Origin of the sequence: Veillonella tobetsuensis (genome assembly GCF_001078375.1) — a bacterium.
Lineage (GTDB): Bacteria > Bacillota > Negativicutes > Veillonellales > Veillonellaceae > Veillonella > Veillonella tobetsuensis.
The window spans coordinates 140193-157653 of the sequence record NZ_BBXI01000014.1 but is presented as its reverse complement, the minus strand read 5'-3'; the positions used below and the strand labels follow the sequence as shown (position 1 = coordinate 157653).

Below are 17461 nucleotides of genomic sequence, written 5' to 3'. Positions count from 1 at the left end.
TATGGTGGAGTCACATACCATTGATATGACCGCCTGTAATGAAGAGGCCTATATAACTTCTAATGAAGTGCCTTTAGTAGCATCTCGCTCGTTACAAGGCTTTCCAGAACCAACTGTTTATACAGGGACAGGGGAGGAATCCTATTTGTACTTTCACATCGATCCGAAACATACAAATTATGTCAATCGAATCTTAGAAGGCTATGAATATGTAGGTGTCATGACTACTGTCGATACAGCTGGACGCTGTATGCTTAGATGTACACCTGACACACGAGAACTGGCTATTGATATTCTATCGAGCCTGCCTATAGTTACTTTAGTATGCTAAACGTAGCGTAGAGAATTATCCGAATCTAGGAGAATAATAATGAAATGTAATGTATTAAAACGCGCATTGGTATTAACTGCTCTTGGGGCATCCATGGCAACAGCTGCTTTTGCAGCGCCAACTGGTCCTGTTATGATTCCACAACCAGGCACTGTTGTTATTATTAACCATAATCCAGACGTAACCTTTGCGGGCAATATCAATTTTGATGTTGAAAGCCAAGAAAACAATAACTTACGAATTGGTTCTGCTGTAGTGCCAAATGTATTATATGGTGCTGTATTCAACAAAGCAGGTGCGCCTGATACAATCGTACCAGCCCAAACCTATGTGTTCACAGGTGCTAAAGAAGTGCCTGCTGCTTTGACCTCTCCTAGTGATGAAGGTAAACCAGGTGCAGCTTGGTCCGTAGAAACCATTAAGAAAACAAAATCTGGTGACATCCAAGTGGCTAGCCGTGGCGTACCTGAAAAACCATTGGGTGTACAAATGGAAATCATTAAAGATACTTTTACAATGGGTGCTATCGATAACAGTAAGACTGTGTTAGGTGAAAATAGCAAAGGCACATTGTACATGACTGTTCCTAAAGAATTAAAGTTGAATCCTAGCACCGATATTCCGGCCGATGTGCGTGAAACAATGCCCGCTATGCTCCGTGGCCGCATGGGTGAATCCTTGATGGTGAACCTATTGCCACTTAATGACGAAGAAAAACAACAACTTCGCAACAATCCACACAATGCAAATACAATCGTATTTAATCGTGCCATGGGTATGGCTAGCAGCATTGGAAACTCTGCTAAACAAAGCAAGGTATACACATACATGAAAGATCATTACCTCAATATGGTTATCGTTGCAAAAGACTACGATGATAATGGTGCTCGTGGTAGCGGCGTATTGATGGTATCTAAGCAAGACAACTCTGACGATGTAATGTTAATCTTGTTCAAAGGCCCAGACATTACAAATGCTAAAATTGAAAAAGTGATTGGATCCATGTTGTCCGCTCATTTTGAAAGAAAATAATGAAGTGGTAAACTAAAGTTGGACGCAGAGGGTGGGATTTTTTAACACTCTCCAGAAATACTACAGGCCTGTAATACATTTGAAGGTGCGCTGATATGGTGCTCTTTCAAGATAGTACAGGCCTGTTGTGATTTTATTGTATAGTTGAAATTTTTTAATGTCTATGATAAGATGATTGAGTAAAAGTGATGCAAAGGACATGATTCTCATATCCCTGTGTACCAGAGAGAGGCAGATGCTGGAAATGCCTTACACATATATCAGAGTTACCCCCTTTAAACTGATTTGTCGAACCTAAGTAGGCAAATACGGCCGCCACCGTTATCGGGCTTAATGAAGTGAATTACTATACATATATATTCGTATAGGTAGTTAACTAGGGTGGAACCGCGAATGATCTTCGTCCCTTGTTTGTAGGGATAGAGGGTCTTTTTTTATTACCAAAATCCAACTATCCTAGTTTATAAATTGGAGGAAAGAAAAATGGCAGATGTAAAAATCATTTTACCTGATGGTAGTGCAAAGGAATACGCTGCTGGCACTACTCTTGGTGAAGCAGTAAAACAACTATCTAACAGCTTGGCTAAAAAAGTACTGGCTGCTAACGTAAACGGTGAATTAACAGACCTTCGCGAAGAACTCGTAGATGGTTCTGAAGTAGCTTTCTTAACATTCGAAGAAGATGGCGGTAAACATACTTTACGCCATACAGCTTCTCATATTTTGGCACAAGCAGTTAAACGCTTATGGCCTGAAGCTAAATTGGCTATCGGTCCTGCTATCGATAAAGGTTTCTACTACGATATTGATATGGAACATACTTTGACTCCTGAAGATTTAGGTAAAATCGAAAAGGAAATGAGCCGTATTGTAAAAGAAAACTTGCCTATCACTAAATCCGTAATGTCTCGTCAAGAAGCTATTGAGTTCTTCAAATCTAAAAACGAAGACTACAAGGTAGAATTGATTGAAGATCTTCCTGAAGATGCTGTTATCTCTTGCTATGCGCAAGGCGACTTCATCGATCTTTGTGCAGGTCCTCACGTGGCATCCACTGGTAAGGTAAAAGCTTTCAAATTACAAAGCATTGCAGGTGCATACTGGCGTGGCGATGAAAAGAATAAAATGTTGCAACGTATTTACGGTACAGCATTTGAAAAGAAAGAAGAACTTGATGCATACCTTCATATGCTTGAAGAAGCAGCTAAACGGGACCATCGTAAACTTGGTAAAGAACTTGGTTTGTTCGTTATCAAAGAAGAAGGTCCTGGCTTCCCATTCTTCTTACCAAAAGGTATGGCTCTTCGCAACGAATTAGAAAACTTCTGGCGTGAAGTTCACCATGAATTTGAATACGAAGAAATTCGTACACCAATCATTTTGAACAAACAATTGTGGGAAACATCTGGTCACTGGTTCCATTACCGTGAAAATATGTACACTACAATCATCGACGAAGAAGAATATGCAATTAAACCAATGAACTGCCCAGGTGGTATCTTGGTGTACCAAAACGATATGCATTCCTACCGTGACTTCCCATTGCGTTATGCTGAACTTGGTTTAGTACACCGTCATGAATTATCCGGTGCGTTGCATGGCTTATTCCGCGTACGTGCTTTCACACAAGACGATGCTCACGTATTCATGTTGCCAAATCAAATGCAATCTGAATTGATGAAAGTTATCGAATTATTCGACCGCATTTATAGCCAATTCGGTTTAAAATACCATGTTGAATTGTCCACTAAACCAGACAATGCAATGGGGGATGATGCAATTTGGGAAGCAGCTACAGAAGCATTGCGCAATGCTATCGAAGCCAAAGGTATTCCTTACGTAATCAATCCTGGCGATGGCGCATTCTATGGTCCTAAACTTGACTACCATATCGAAGACTCCTTGGGCCGTACATGGCAATGTGGTACTATTCAATTAGATATGAACTTGCCTGAACGCTTCCAAATTGAATACGTTGGCGAAGATGGTCAAAAACATCGTCCTATCATGATTCACCGTGCATGCTTCGGCTCCATGGAACGTTTTATCGGCATCTTAACTGAACACTATGCAGGTGCGTTCCCAACTTGGATGGCTCCTGTACAAGTTAAACTTTTGCCTATCTCTGAAAAACATGTTGAATATGCTAAAGAATTGGCAAAACAAATGCATCGCGACTATGTACGTGTAGAAGTGGATGATCGTAGCGAAAAAATTGGCTATAAAATCCGCCAAGCACAAATGGCAAAAGTTCCATACATGCTTGTGGTAGGCGATAAAGAAGTTGAAGAAGGCACAGTTAACGTTCGTAAACACGGCGGTGACGAATTGGGTTCCGTACCATTCGAAGAATTCTTCAATGCTATTAAAATCGAAATCAAAGAACGCAACTAATTGACTATTATGACTCATCCATCAATATTATTGATGGATGAGTTGTCATGTTTGAAATTGTTATAATCTAATTTCTTATATGCATCAAAATAAACAGATATAAATTTAGCCCCCATATACTAAAGCCTTTCATTAGACTTAAGTCTAGGAGTTAGTCATTTGTATAGTGGGGGCTATCTCTTTAATTGTTACCTGTGAGTAGCGAAAGGAAATACTATGAAAGAAGTAAATTCATATGGCTGGAAAGCCGTCGTTAGTTCTTCCGTTGGTTATGCCATGGATGGTTTTGATCTCTTGATTTTAGGTTTTATGCTAACCTTGATTTCTGGAGATTTAGGCTTGACCACTGGTCAAGCAGGTTCTTTGGTGACGTGGACCTTGGTTGGTGCCGTACTTGGTGGTTTCATCTTCGGTACTTTGTCAGATAAATTTGGTCGCGTTCGCGTATTGACTTGGACTATCGTGCTATTTGCAGTATTTACTGGTCTCTGTGCTTTTGCTCAAGGGTATTGGGATCTTCTAATTTACCGTACAATAGCCGGTATTGGTTTAGGTGGTGAATTTGGTATTGGTATGGCACTCGCTGCTGAAGCTTGGCCTGCACAACATCGTGCAAAAGCGACAAGCTATGTTGCTCTTGGTTGGCAATTAGGCGTGTTGGCTGCTGCCTTGTTAACACCATTACTCATTCCTATCATTGGATGGCGTGGTATGTTTATGGTTGGCATTATTCCAGCACTAGTTGCTTGGGTATTCCGTGCGAAACTACATGAACCAGAAATCTTTGTACAAAGTAAAGAAGATAAAGAGCATTCACATACAAACTCTTTCAAGTTATTAGTAAAAGATGTAAGAACTACAAAGACATCTATTGGTGTTGCTATTTTAACATCTGTTCAAAACTTTGGGTATTACGGTATTATGATTTGGTTACCTAATTTCTTAAGTAAGCAATTAGGCTTCTCTCTTACAAAATCCGGTTTGTGGACAGCGGTTACTGTTTGTGGCATGATGGTAGGTATTTGGTTATTTGGTCGCTTAGCTGATAAAATAGGTCGTAAACCTACATTCATCCTATTCCAAGTCTGTGCTGTAGCATCTATTTTAATCTATTCTCAACTATCTGATCCAACTGCCATGCTATTTGCCGGTGCTATTTTAGGCGCCTCTGTAAATGGTATGATGGGTGGCTACGGTGCCTTGATGGCAGAAGCCTACCCAACAACTGCTCGTGCAACGGCTCAAAACGTACTATTTAATATCGGTCGTGCTGTAGGTGGCTTTAGCCCAATGGTAGTAGGCATGATTATCTCTATGTACTCCTTCCAAGTAGCAATTGCATTCCTAGCTATTATCTACGTACTTGATATTCTTGCAACCCTATTCTTAATCCCTGAACTTAAAGGTAAGGAATTAGAATAATATAGTGAATATCGAAAAGGCTCTGTCTTCTGACAGAGCCTTTTGGTTTATATATGATTGTTATGAAAGTATAGTATTATGCGATTCCAATCCAGTGCCAATATGTAAGAGCAAATACGAGCATCATTACATAGCCAATAATAGTCAATGGAATACCAGTAGTCATAAATGTTTTTACGTCGAATGTGTCTGTACCGTAAGCCACCATACCTTGTGGTGAGTTTACAGGTAGTACTAGGCCAAAGCAGATGGCGTATTGCATGAGCATTGTTACGCCTAATGGGTTAAGGCCTTCTGCGTTATGTCCCATAACGATAGAAATAACGATTGGAATCATAGCAGAGGAGAGGGCTGTAGCAGATGCAAAGCCTAGGTGAATTAGAATAAGGAATGCAGCCATAACCGCAATTAATAAGAATACGCTGGCTGTTTCAAGGGAGAATGCATTCACGAATACTTGAGCGAGCCAAGTAGCTGCTTTTGTTTTTAGTAATACGGAGCCAAGACCAATACCAGCACCAAACATAACGATGGAACCCCAATCGATATTTGGTTGAGCAAATTTCCAGTCCATAATCCCTATTTTAGGAAGGAAGAATAATGCGACAGCTACAATTGTTGTAGTTGTAGTATCGATGGAATGTAATTTACCACCTGTTGCCCATAAAGCAAGGAGCATAATGGAGATACATAATAGTTTTTTTTCATCAGTGCTCATAGGCCCGATTTCTTGGCGCATCTTAGCGAGCTGTACATCACCGCCAATGAGTTCCTTGAACTCTGGTTTAATGAAAGCTTGTGTTAAGAAGTACGTAATAATAACCATAATGATGGAGAATGGAGCCGCTGCCATGAGCCAGTCAATCCAACTTACGGCACTTTTCATTTGGGTTTGCATGAAACCTACCGCTACAAGGTTTTGAGCTGCCGCTGTTTGAATCATGATGTTCCAGAACGTATCTGCTTGGACAGCACCTACCATCAGGAGGGCTGCAACGCGGCTTTTACGTTCAATACCTAAGTTCTCAACAATACCAATAATAATTGGGGCTAAGCAGGCGATACGTGCTGTGGCACTCGGTACGAAGAAGGCGAGGATGAGACCAGTGATAATAACGCCTAAATAAATGCGGCTCACCTTAGTGCCTACGCTAGATAATACAAGCATCGCAATGCGGCGATCAAGTCCCGTTTTACGCATAGCTACAGAGATAAACATAGCCGCACCAACGAGGATCATGGCAGGGGCCGAATAACCCGAAATAATCAATTTCAAAGCATTAGCTGTGCCCATTGCTTTGGCTGGTGCCTCTGGATTTGGTGAGAAACCTAATAGCAATGCTGTGAGTGCTGTAATCATGGTCGCACTTACAGGATAGGATACAGCCGACGTCATCCACAAGATGATGGCGAATGCGAGGACTCCAATCATGCGATGACCACCTGTAGATAATGTTTCAGGTGTTGGTACTAATAAAATAGCGCCTAGTACGATAAAGGCAAGAATAAGACCGATATTTTGCACCGTTGTACGAGCCTTTTGCGGGGCTTGATTAGATGGTGCTTTAGGTGGGAGAGTACTATTTGTTGCACTCATAATAAAACCTCCTTAGAATATACTATAAATACAAAGAATAATAACATAAAAATAATTTATAACTACTATTATTATATAATGATATATATAAATTTGTCGATATAATAAAGAGTGTACAAGGACAAGAATTTTTGTTATACTACAGTAGTTATAAAAATATATAGTTTTGCTGAAAGTTATTAAGATTGTTCTTGACTTTCACAATTCTATTTGTTATTATAATTAAGTAATTTATGAAGCAGAGGCCATCCGCCACTCACCTAATACCAAGAAGTATGAGGTTAATATAGAGAACTCTATTCGGATGGTGTTTGCCATCCGTTTTTTTTATTCTCTTGGAGGTGAACGCTATTAGCAAGGATACACCACGCATTAATGAAGAGATTCGTGCTCGTGAACTTCGTGTAGTAGGTCCTGAAAACGAACAAATCGGTATCATGTCTGGCCGTGAGGCGTTGGCATTGGCTGAAGAAAAGCATCTTGATCTTGTGGAAATTGCACCTAACGCTAAACCACCGGTAGCTCGTATTATGAACTACGGTAAATATCGTTATGAACAACAAAAACGCGAGAAAGAAGCGAAAAAGAAACAAAAAACCGTAACTTTAAAAGAAGTTAAGTTACGTCCACATATTGAAGACCATGACTTTTACGTAAAAATGAAAAACGCATCCAAATTCTTGGGTGAAGGTAACAAAGTAAAGGTAACTATCATGTTCCGCGGTCGTGAACTTTCACATCCTGAATTAGGCATGGCAGTGTTGACACGTTTCGCTGAAGAACTCAAAGAAACAGCGTCTATTGAAAAAGCAGCTAAATTAGAAGGTCGTAACATGACCATGATTTTAGTAAGTAAATAATGTTTTGGGAGGATTATAATTATGCCAAAAATTAAAACTCGTCGCGCAGCGGCTAAACGTTTCGCAGTAACTGGTACTGGTGAATTCAAGCGTGCAAAAGCTTTCAAAAGCCACATTCTTGAGAAAAAATCTCCAGCTCGTAAACGTAATTTACGTAAAGCTACATTGGTTGCAAAAGCTGACCACAAACGCGTAGCTAAATGCTTACCATACGCTTAATCGTTAATTATTAAATCGACAACATCGTAATTTAGGAGGAATATACAATGGCAAGAGTGAAAAAGGGCGTTACAGCTCATGCACGTCATAAAAAGATTTTAAAATTAGCTAAAGGTTACCGCGGTACACGTTCCCGTTTGTTCAAAAAAGCTAACGAAACAGTAATGAAAGCGTTGTACTACGCTCGTCGTGACCGTCGTGCGAAAAAACGCGAATTCCGTCAATTGTGGATCGCTCGTATTAACGCAGCGGCTCGCATCAATGGTACAACTTATAGCCGTTTCATCGCTGGTTTGACTAAAGCAGGCGTTGAAGTTAACCGTAAAATGTTGGCTGACTTGGCAGTTAACGATGCAGTAGCATTCGCTAAACTTGTTGAAGTAGCTAAAAACGCTTAATAGCATAATATAATACACTAAGGGCTCTCTAATGAGGGTCCTTTTTTGTATGGTGAAAGTATGATATAGTGTATCTATATGTACTAGTCACCTTAGATTCCTAGTGCCATCTAGAAATCTAGTTAAGGGAGACTTACTAGAATTATGTTGTATTGTGTTAAAAGGAGAGAGACATGGAACACATAGAACACATGGAATATATGCAATACATGGAATACCTACCTTACCTATTGATACCATTAGGGCTTTTTCTTTTGTACAATGGCATTAAATACACACTTCGCTTTGCTAAATCTAAGATGTTGTTTGAAATGCCCTATGTGAATAAAGAGGGCAACTTTCAGCTAGATGAAAGTGGGACATATGGTATTTGGCTTAGTGGCAAAATGTTTACTAAAGCACCTATTGGGGAATTTGGTTTTGCTATCGTTAATGAACAGACAGGAAAGCGTATTTCTATAATGCCATCCATCATGAGAACTAGGGTAAATGGCTTTACAAACTCTAGAATAGAATTATACACCTTTAGTGCTAATGCTGGCAGCTATACCTTATCACTTACGAACGATCCATCTCTATTAGATACAGTTTCAGGTGCTCTAGGTAAAGTGATGAGCAAAAAGGCCGTTGATTATACACAGTTCTCCATACAAATCTATAAGAATAAACCCACTATACTATTATTCCTATGCACTTGGTTAATTATGCTAGGATTCTTTAGCTTTGTAGGAGGGATTATATTAGCAGTACTTACTGGTACAAAAATATAAATCATTATTTTATTGTAGAAGCTGAATAAACTTAATAATTATTGTATAATAGACCTCGTATATATTTTAATTTGTAAGAAGAAAGTAGAAGGTAGAACTATGGAATCAAGATTTGAAGGATCTGTGATTGAGTATATCGGTTATAGCATTATAGCATCTTTAGTAACTATATTTACGTTTGGATTAGCATTCCCTTGGGTGGAAGTGATGTTCCAAAGTTGGGTTTGCCGCAATACCATTATCGATGGCAGACGCCTACGTTTTGATGGAACAGGTTCACAACTATTCGGTAATTATATTAAATGGTTACTGTTAACATTCATTACTTTTGGTATCTATGGCTTCTGGTTGTTTAATAAAATGACACATTGGCGCGTTAAACATACACACTTTGCTGATTAATAGGTATGTAAATGAATAATGTCATTAGGCTCTCTAGTGTGAGGTACATACCTTGCAATGGGGAGGTTATTCTAATGGAACAACCTATATTGAATTTCCTCCACAATCCATTGAATACTTTAATCGCATGAATTCGTAATAAAGGTGGCATTATATTGTATGTTTTCGGACTGATGATTCCCCTAGGACTGTTGTTACTCGTACTGAGCATTAAGCATATTGTGAAAGTGTATACGATAACGGCCATACATGATATGCCTTATAGAACGGACAAAGGGATATTTACTATACAAACAGCTGGTCGCTATGATATATGGCTTAATGGTAATCGGTTTAAAAAAGCTCCGTTAGGGCTGTTTGGACTACAGCTTATTAACTGTGAAACGGAAAAGGAAGTCCCATTAAGAGCTAACTTGATACCCATTAGTGTGACTAAAGTAATCGACGTACGACTCGAGCTCTATACATTTTATGCTAAGCCGGGGACGTATCAGCTATTATTTAACGATAACCCTAGTCAGATTGCAAAGATATTTGGTACGATTCGTCGCTATCTAATTAGTAGTGATGATGATTATACGACGTATTCTATTAGAGTCTATCCACATTATTCTATGGTGCATTTATTCCTTAGTACATGGGGATTTATATTGGGAGTTGTAGCAGTGATGTTGGGAATAGCGGGATTAGTTATACATTAAAAAATAAAGCCTATAGTATGAAAATCGTACTATAGGCTTCTGTCATGTCTAATATCTTATCTTCTGTATCCGCCGCATCCTCTAGTATTAGAATTTGGACCGCAATAGTTTTGGTTGTTATTGTTACATGGTGCATAGTTAGCATTGTTATTGCAGTTGTATTGTGTGTTAGTATTGCAATTGTACTGAGAATTATTGCATACATAATCATAAGCAAATCCTGTGGACACTACAGCAGTCACGGCTAAAGCAGTCATGATGAGTATACGTTTAGTAAATTTCATAGTAATCACCTCCTAGTTTCTATATTTATATTGTACTACAATATGTCAAACAAAATATGATAATGTAAGGGAAGCTAAAAATATCTTTATTTCTTATGCTAAAAGGCGTATACTATAGATAATAATATAGAACATATATTTGTGTTTAAAGAGAGGAGGAAGATGTATGAGTGATGATGTAAAGATGTTTGAAGGTAGTCAAATTCGTTCTGTGTGGGATAATGAAAGGGAAGAGTGGTATTTTAGTGTGGTTGATGTGATAGGTTCTCTGACTGAAAGCAATAATCCGCGTGACTATTGGTATCGTGTGAAAAAACGTATGTCAGAAGAAGAACGAAGTGAGTTGTCGACATTTTGTCGACAACTGAAACTTAAGTCGACAGATGGTAAGTCATATAAGACTGATGTAGCTGATATGCAAGGTATTTTTCGTATAATCCAATCTGTGCCTTCTCCTAAAGCGGAACCGTTTAAAATGTGGTTGGCTGAAGTTGGTAAAGAGCGTATTGATGAGATAATTGACCCAGAGCTAACTATAGATAGGGCCCTAGAAGGATATGCTAGAAAAGGATATAGCCGAGAATGGATTAATCAACGATTACAGGCCATTCAGGTTCGTAAAGAATTAACCGATACTTGGCAAGATCATGGGGTTAAAACGGGCAATGAATATGCTATCCTAACGAATGAAATCTCTAAAGCTTGGTCTGGAATGACGACTAGAGAATATAAAGACTTTAAAGGGCTAAAAAAAGAGAATCTACGAGATAATATGTCTACTACAGAACTTATCTTAAATATGTTAGCTGAAACGGCTACAAAGGATATTGCGGAGGCAACTAATCCTCAAGGATTAGACGAGAATAAACAAGTTGCTCAAGATGGTGGTTCTATTGCTGGTGATGCACGTAAGTCTATTGAAGCTAGAACTGGCAAACCTGTTATTACATCTAAAAATGCTATAGACTTGGGGCGACTAATTAGTGATGTGATGAAACATGATAGATGAACGATTTGAACGGATGAAACGAAAGCGTAATTGTAGAGTACATTTTGATGAAGATTCTTTTCTGATATCTGATTGTACAGTAGCACCAGTACACGATATACCTGATGTAATACATGAAAATCAGGAGTTTGATTTTTATGTTGAGTCTATCTATGATGTATATCTACTTCGAATCATACATAGCCAAGATTGTGTTGTAAGTATTTATCCTGCAAAAGTGGATGGCATTATATATATCGTGAGTTCTATACCTGTTTCTAAAGATAGTATCAAAGAAAATATTCAAAAGATTTTACATGCGTTGGAAGCATATGGCTTTCCAAAATTGAAGAATCCTAAAAGTAGTATTACATTGAATATATAGTGATAGAGTAGATCGTAAAGAAAATAATACCACATCATATAGGAATTTTTTGTCCCGTATGATGTGGTATTTTATTTATATATGATTCATGGGAGGTATTGTATTATGGAATATTACACAGGATTAGTATTATTGTATTTTATACTCTGGCTAGTAGTTCGGTTATACCGTGGTCCTGTTGATTTTACATGGTGGCCAATTAAAAGTGATGATGAAGATGCTATTAATGAGGATATGGAAGATTATGTTGAGTCCAATCGATTTATAGTTTTTGCTAATGCCATACCTGAAATTAAAAGAGTTATTATATCGCTTGTTAGTCTAGGCATCTTTATATTTAACCTTATTAACGCAGTAGGTTTTTATTTAATCATTCAAACAATAAGTATGCCAGTTTTTATGTATTATTTACTTATTGTCATTATGATTCTAGCCTTTATAGATGCAGTAGAAAGTACTTGTGAGTTTTATCTTTATTTTGTATCTATATTTACAAAGAATGTTCCTGTAAAAGTTATATATAGATATCTTGATGTATATCGTATTAAGTTATTGCCGGAATATATGGATGAAGTACTATGTGCATTGTCTATATTGAGTGCAATTTATGGGATATATTGGTTTGTTGTAATTTAGCGTAAAAAGAATATGATGTTCCCTGATTTTTGAAGATGTTTTATTTTTGCCACATATTTCACTATTACTGTAGTAAAGTGTTTATATGTGGCTATTATTGTAGTAAAATGAGAGCTAAATGAAGATATTTTATGTGAGACTTGTTATTCAAGAAAATTACACATAATAAATAGGAGAGCATATATATGGTAAAGGGACAGAATGTAAATTTATTTTTATTAGATGGAGAGGTTACTGGTCGTATTAAGTGTACTTTGGCTAATTGGACCGGATTAGTTTATAAAATTCCTAGATCTTTATTAGATGAATCTAAAGAAATCAACGCATTACATCAAAGTGCAATCTATATGTTATTTGGTATGGATGATAATAATGAACCATTGGTATATATTGGTCAGGCTGGAATTCGAAAAAATGATGATGGGGTTTTACAGCGCTTAAGAGAACATGATATAGATAGTAGTAAGGACTTTTGGACAGAAGCTGTAGTATTAACAACATCGAATGATAGTTTTGGTCCTACTGATTTAAATTTCTTGGAGAATCATTACTATAAATTGATTAAAGAAATCAATCGATATAAGGTCTTTAATGAAAATGAACCAACTCTTGGAAATGTAACTGAAGAAAAAGTTAGTGAGTTACTAGCGTATATAGAGTTTTCAAAGCTGCCTATAGGATTATTAGGTAAGAAAGTGTTAACACCAATTGATGAGTTGGCAGAATCGAGTCGCAGTGATGGTGATGTAATATATACTATGACTCAAAAAGTTGGAAGTGAAGTGATTACTGGTTATGCTAAAGAAACTAATGAAGGTTTTTTACTTCTAAAGGGAAGTAAAGTTTCTCATAAGACTGCTCAAACTATATCTGAATCACTTAAGTTACGTCGGAAAACAGCAAAAAAAGATAATGATAATTGTATAACGGAAGATATTTTATTTAATAGTCCTTCTACCGCAGCTATGTTTTTAATTGGTCAGACCGCAAATGGATTAATTCTTTGGAAAAATAAAGAAGGCGTTAATTTAAAAGAAATACGAAATAGAAACAATACTATTTAAACTAAAGTTGCATTTTTAAAAATTACAAATTACATTTGCTTTTATATGAATTACACTGTATACTTTAATTAAAAGATATGCAGTGTAATTTTTTTAAATGCAAAAATAAATATGAGATGAAAATAATATACTAAAGAAAGAGGTGACATAATGTATATTCAAAATGTATTTCATAGTAATACGGGGATATCACAGTATCGCATTGAAGAAAGCAATAGTCCTGATGCGAAAGTATATACCTTGTATGGGCAGAATGAATTATATGAGGATTTATATGGTGTACCTGGGGCTATGAGTGATCGGAAACAGATAAAAGTAGATGGAATGGGGCCTGGTGCTATTGCTAAAGAAGGTGATTTATTATTTAGCACAATTTCTGGTGAAGCTACAATAGTAAGTGCGGAACACGATGGCTATGTATTTACACAAAATTATGCTCGTATGGAGCCTATGAGTAGGTTAGTAGATAGAAAGTATATGGCATATTTGATTAATGAAAATCAATCGATTAAACGTCAGTTTAAACAAAATTTACAAGGTAGTCAGGTGATACGATATAGTTTAAAACTATTGAAAGAAATTGCGCTACCAGAATTACCATCAATAGAGATTCAACGGGTGATAGGGGATATATACTTTAAGCAATTATTATTACGTTCATTAAGACAACGGGTAGCCGAGAATACATATCGTTTATCAATTGCTATGTTACAGGGAGTGGAGTAAATGACAGAACTAGAATTTGAACGTCAGCTAATTGAACAATTATCGTCAGGGATTATTAGTAGTACAGCTAACCAAATGGGAGACACTACAGCTCCATACGGTAATATGAAGGTGTTTAAAAGCAAATTATGGAAGTATGAGCCAACAATTAAAACGACTGAAGACTTGTGGGAAAACTTTCGGTCTATTTTGTATCAATTGAATCAAAATCAATTGACGCAACCATTAAGTGATACAGAGTTTAAACAGGTTCAAAAGGTTATTAATGAACTTTATACACCATATCAAGCGGGTCAATTTTTATATGGTATTAATGGCGTATCTCAAGTAGAAGTAGATCTTGATGATGGACGTCATGTATTTTTGACGGTATTTGATCAAAAACAAATTGGAGCAGGTAATACAGTATACCAAGTGGTAAGTCAAATTAAGCGAGACCCACAAATTGCGGGTCGTCCAGAACGTCGTTTTGATACTACACTACTTATTAATGGTTTACCAATCATTCAAATTGAGGAGAAATCTGTTAAACATTCTGTTGATGAAGCATTGAATCAAATGCATCAATATATTCAAGAGAAACAGTATAGTGATATTTTCTCAACAGTTCAAATTCTAGTAGCTATGACGCCTAATCGTATTAAATATATGGCGAATACAACGGCTGAATTATTTAACAAGGACTTTGCGTTTGAATGGCAAAATCCTAATGATAATAAGGTAGTTCGTAATTGGACTACTTTTGCTGATATGTTCCTCAGTATTCCAATGGCGCACCAAATGTCTACATTGTTTACTATTCTTGACGGCACTAAGAATAAACAAATGCTTAAGGTTATGCGCCCTTATCAGGTATATGCTACAAAGGCCGTTTTGAATGAGCTGAAACGTGCAGACTTTGATTTACCTATCAATAAATTAGGTTATGTATGGCATACCACTGGATCTGGTAAGACTATCACTAGCTTTAAAACAGCATGGTTAGCTAGCCGTATGCCTAATGTAGATAAGGTTATCTTTGTTGTAGACCGTATTGCACTAACCAAACAAACAGAAGATAACTATAAAGCGTATGACCCTGAAGGATCCATTGACGATGGGGGTAAAGAGTATAACAATGTAAGTGGTACGTTAAATACAGATGCCTTAGAGCGTAAATTGAACAAAAGTGGTTACGGAATTATTGTTACATCTGTGCAAAAGTTAAATACTCTTATTAAACGCAAAAATTTTGTGGTACCTAAGAAAAAATTTGTATTCATCGTCGATGAGGCTCATCGTTCCACTGGTGGTGAAAGCTTTGAAGAATTGCAAAAGGTCTTTAAAGGCGCTGCATGGGTAGGTTATACAGGAACACCTATGTTTGATGAAGTAGTTGGTAAAAAAGGCACTAAGACTCATGAAGTATTTGGCAAATTACTCCATGCTTATACAATTCGCGAAGCGATTGCCGATAAAAATGTGTTAGGGTTTAAGGTGGATTTTGAAACGACTATTGCCGAAGATCAAATGAAGCAAGAGTACTTACCTAAATTTTATAAGGCACAATATCCTGATTGGAATGAATCTGATATTGAACGTAAAATCGCTAACCTTACCGACAATGATATGGATGATATGATTGAACCTAGTTTCTATGATAATAATCCTAATCATGTGCGATTAGTTGTGGAGGATATCTTCAAAAACTGGCGTAACCGTTCTAATGATAGTGCCTATAATGCTATGCTTACTACACATGTAGGTGGTAATCGTCCAAGTACGCCAATGGCCTTGATGTACTTTGATGAATTTGAGCGTGTTAATCAAGAACGAGCAGAACTAGGATTACCGACGCTGAAAGTTGGCGTTACATTTAGCATGAGTACAAATAATAGTGATAATCAATTAACGACAAATGATGGTTTATTACGAGCGATGAATCATTATAATAAGATGTTCGGTACCAGCTTTGGTTTAGATGATGTATCTGGTTATACACAAGATTTGACAACACGATTAAATCGTACTGCGGAAGACGGACAATATTTAGATATTGTTATAGTTGTAGATCAACTATTAACTGGGTTTGATGCACCTAAAATGAATACGCTATATGTAGACCGTACATTGAAGGATGCGTTGTTGATTCAGGCTTACTCCAGAACAAACCGCATTGCTGATAATCAAGGTAAACCATGGGGCCGTATTGTTAATTACAGATGGCCTGCTAAGAATGAAGAACTTATGAATCGGGCGTTAAGTATCTATGCTAATAAGGCCTCTGCTGATGTACAAGAAACATTGATTGATACAAAAGAATTAATAGATACTGGTGTTTTAGCTAAATCTTTTAAAGAGCAATTTGAAGATGTAAAACATGTAGTAAATCAATTAGCGGATATTACAGATACTTTCACAGAAGTACCTGCTAGTGAAGCTAAACAAGAAGAAATGTTTAATCTCATGCGTACCTATAGTTCGGGAATGTCTAAATTGAAACAATATGACCCAGAGACAGTTAATGGTGAAGATATTGGTTTTGACTATGATAATCCAGAGCAACTAGTTACATTACTTGGCATGACTCCTGAACAAGAGGAAATACTAACAACATCTTTGTATAATGATTTGAAGGAACGAATTGCAGAAATACATGATGTACCTGTCGCACAAATTGAATTACGCATGATTCATGTAAAAGATGTTAGTGTCAATTATGATTATCTAACTGAATTGGTAGAAGCATTGATGAATGCAGTGCATGAGGACCGTATGGATGTAGCCGCTGACTATCGAGATAAGATTAGTGATTTTGCTATGGCACTGGAAGATCGTCAATATGCAAAACAAATTAATAACGCTGCTGATGCCATTTATAGCGGTAATTATCCTCCTGAAGGGCATGAAGTAAAGTATCCAGTTCAGTTAAAATCTAGTTTGGATATTATACATGATGCTAATACCATGATTGTGAAAGATAATATCTTTGATTTCCGTTTAAAATGGGGCATTATTGATGTTATTAGTAATGATGAAATTTTAGAACTATTTGGACACCATACTGCAGGTAAACAAGACCTTGATAGTACGGGACGAATTAGTCAACTGAAGAAAGATGCGCGTAAAGAATACCAAGTTAAGGCACAAGATAAAGAAGTGGCTGCACTTAATAAGATTACATATGGTAACGAGCTAGTTGCTGCATTATATAAATTTGCGGATTCTTATGTTAATGAAAGGTAGTGTTGGTATGGTAAAAGGAAAGAGGGG

The 17461-nt window shown here is 37.0% G+C and carries 17 protein-coding genes and 1 other annotated feature; of the genes, 16 read left to right on the top strand and 1 reads right to left on the bottom strand.

Features of this window, described 5'->3' with window-relative positions:
* The first annotated feature begins 1 nt into the window (after position 1).
* From VEI_RS10200 to VEI_RS06115, 4 genes are all read left to right on the top strand, one after another.
* Positions 2–331 carry a DUF4911 domain-containing protein gene (locus VEI_RS10200; RefSeq protein ID WP_082161462.1) on the top strand — a complete coding sequence of 110 codons (330 nt, stop codon included), beginning with the start codon at positions 2–4 and terminating at the stop codon, positions 329–331.
* Positions 332–370: 39 nt separating this feature from the next.
* Positions 371–1363 (top strand): hypothetical protein, encoded by a 993-nt coding sequence (locus tag VEI_RS06125; protein WP_059363309.1) that lies wholly within the window; start codon positions 371–373, stop codon positions 1361–1363.
* 179 nt (positions 1364–1542) lie between these two features.
* Positions 1543–1774 (top strand) — a binding site (T-box leader).
* A gap of 72 nt (positions 1775–1846) precedes the next feature.
* Positions 1847–3757, top strand: a complete 1911-nt coding sequence (gene thrS / locus VEI_RS06120; RefSeq protein ID WP_059363307.1) for a threonine--tRNA ligase — start codon at positions 1847–1849, stop codon at positions 3755–3757.
* A 216-nt stretch (positions 3758–3973) separates the two neighbouring features.
* The gene (locus tag VEI_RS06115; protein WP_059363305.1) at positions 3974–5179 is read left to right on the top strand and encodes an MFS transporter; all 1206 of its coding nucleotides are present in this window, start codon (positions 3974–3976) and stop codon (positions 5177–5179) included.
* A 76-nt stretch (positions 5180–5255) separates the two neighbouring features.
* On the opposite strand, the gene VEI_RS06110 is transcribed toward VEI_RS06115, so the two are convergent.
* Entirely contained in the window at positions 5256–6776 is a 1521-nt protein-coding gene (locus VEI_RS06110) for a DASS family sodium-coupled anion symporter (protein WP_059363299.1), read from the bottom strand.
* A gap of 341 nt (positions 6777–7117) precedes the next feature.
* Between VEI_RS06110 and infC the strand changes: the two genes are divergently transcribed.
* The 12 genes from infC to VEI_RS06045 all read left to right on the top strand — a co-directional run bounded on the left by infC (position 7118) and on the right by VEI_RS06045 (position 17434).
* Positions 7118–7636, top strand: a complete 519-nt coding sequence (gene infC / locus VEI_RS06105) for a translation initiation factor IF-3 (RefSeq protein WP_059363479.1) — start codon at positions 7118–7120, stop codon at positions 7634–7636.
* A gap of 21 nt (positions 7637–7657) precedes the next feature.
* Positions 7658–7855 carry a 50S ribosomal protein L35 gene (gene rpmI, locus VEI_RS06100; RefSeq protein ID WP_004696338.1) on the top strand — a complete coding sequence of 66 codons (198 nt, stop codon included), beginning with the start codon at positions 7658–7660 and terminating at the stop codon, positions 7853–7855.
* Positions 7856–7902: 47 nt separating this feature from the next.
* The gene (gene rplT / locus VEI_RS06095; protein WP_059363296.1) at positions 7903–8253 is read left to right on the top strand and encodes a 50S ribosomal protein L20; all 351 of its coding nucleotides are present in this window, start codon (positions 7903–7905) and stop codon (positions 8251–8253) included.
* A 173-nt stretch (positions 8254–8426) separates the two neighbouring features.
* The gene (locus tag VEI_RS06090; RefSeq protein ID WP_223209336.1) at positions 8427–9023 is read left to right on the top strand and encodes a hypothetical protein; all 597 of its coding nucleotides are present in this window, start codon (positions 8427–8429) and stop codon (positions 9021–9023) included.
* A gap of 99 nt (positions 9024–9122) precedes the next feature.
* Positions 9123–9425, top strand: a complete 303-nt coding sequence (locus tag VEI_RS06085) for a DUF6693 family protein (RefSeq protein ID WP_059363294.1) — start codon at positions 9123–9125, stop codon at positions 9423–9425.
* Positions 9426–9580: 155 nt separating this feature from the next.
* Positions 9581–10126 (top strand): hypothetical protein, encoded by a 546-nt coding sequence (locus VEI_RS06080; RefSeq protein WP_059363293.1) that lies wholly within the window; start codon positions 9581–9583, stop codon positions 10124–10126.
* Between the two features lie 450 nt (positions 10127–10576).
* Complete coding sequence (locus VEI_RS06070) at positions 10577–11419, top strand: BRO family protein (protein ID WP_059363289.1); 843 nt, start codon at positions 10577–10579, stop codon at positions 11417–11419.
* The gene (locus VEI_RS06065) at positions 11409–11783 is read left to right on the top strand and encodes a hypothetical protein (RefSeq protein ID WP_059363286.1); all 375 of its coding nucleotides are present in this window, start codon (positions 11409–11411) and stop codon (positions 11781–11783) included. The genes VEI_RS06070 and VEI_RS06065 overlap by 11 nt, the downstream gene beginning before the upstream one ends.
* Before the next feature lie 105 nt (positions 11784–11888).
* Positions 11889–12419, top strand: a complete 531-nt coding sequence (locus VEI_RS06060; RefSeq protein ID WP_059363285.1) for a hypothetical protein — start codon at positions 11889–11891, stop codon at positions 12417–12419.
* A 185-nt stretch (positions 12420–12604) separates the two neighbouring features.
* Entirely contained in the window at positions 12605–13483 is an 879-nt protein-coding gene (locus tag VEI_RS06055; protein WP_059363282.1) for a GIY-YIG nuclease family protein, read from the top strand.
* Between the two features lie 150 nt (positions 13484–13633).
* Entirely contained in the window at positions 13634–14209 is a 576-nt protein-coding gene (locus VEI_RS06050; protein ID WP_059363281.1) for a restriction endonuclease subunit S, read from the top strand.
* Positions 14210–17434, top strand: a complete 3225-nt coding sequence (locus VEI_RS06045; protein WP_059363279.1) for a type I restriction endonuclease subunit R — start codon at positions 14210–14212, stop codon at positions 17432–17434.
* The last annotated feature ends 27 nt before the right edge of the window (positions 17435–17461 follow it).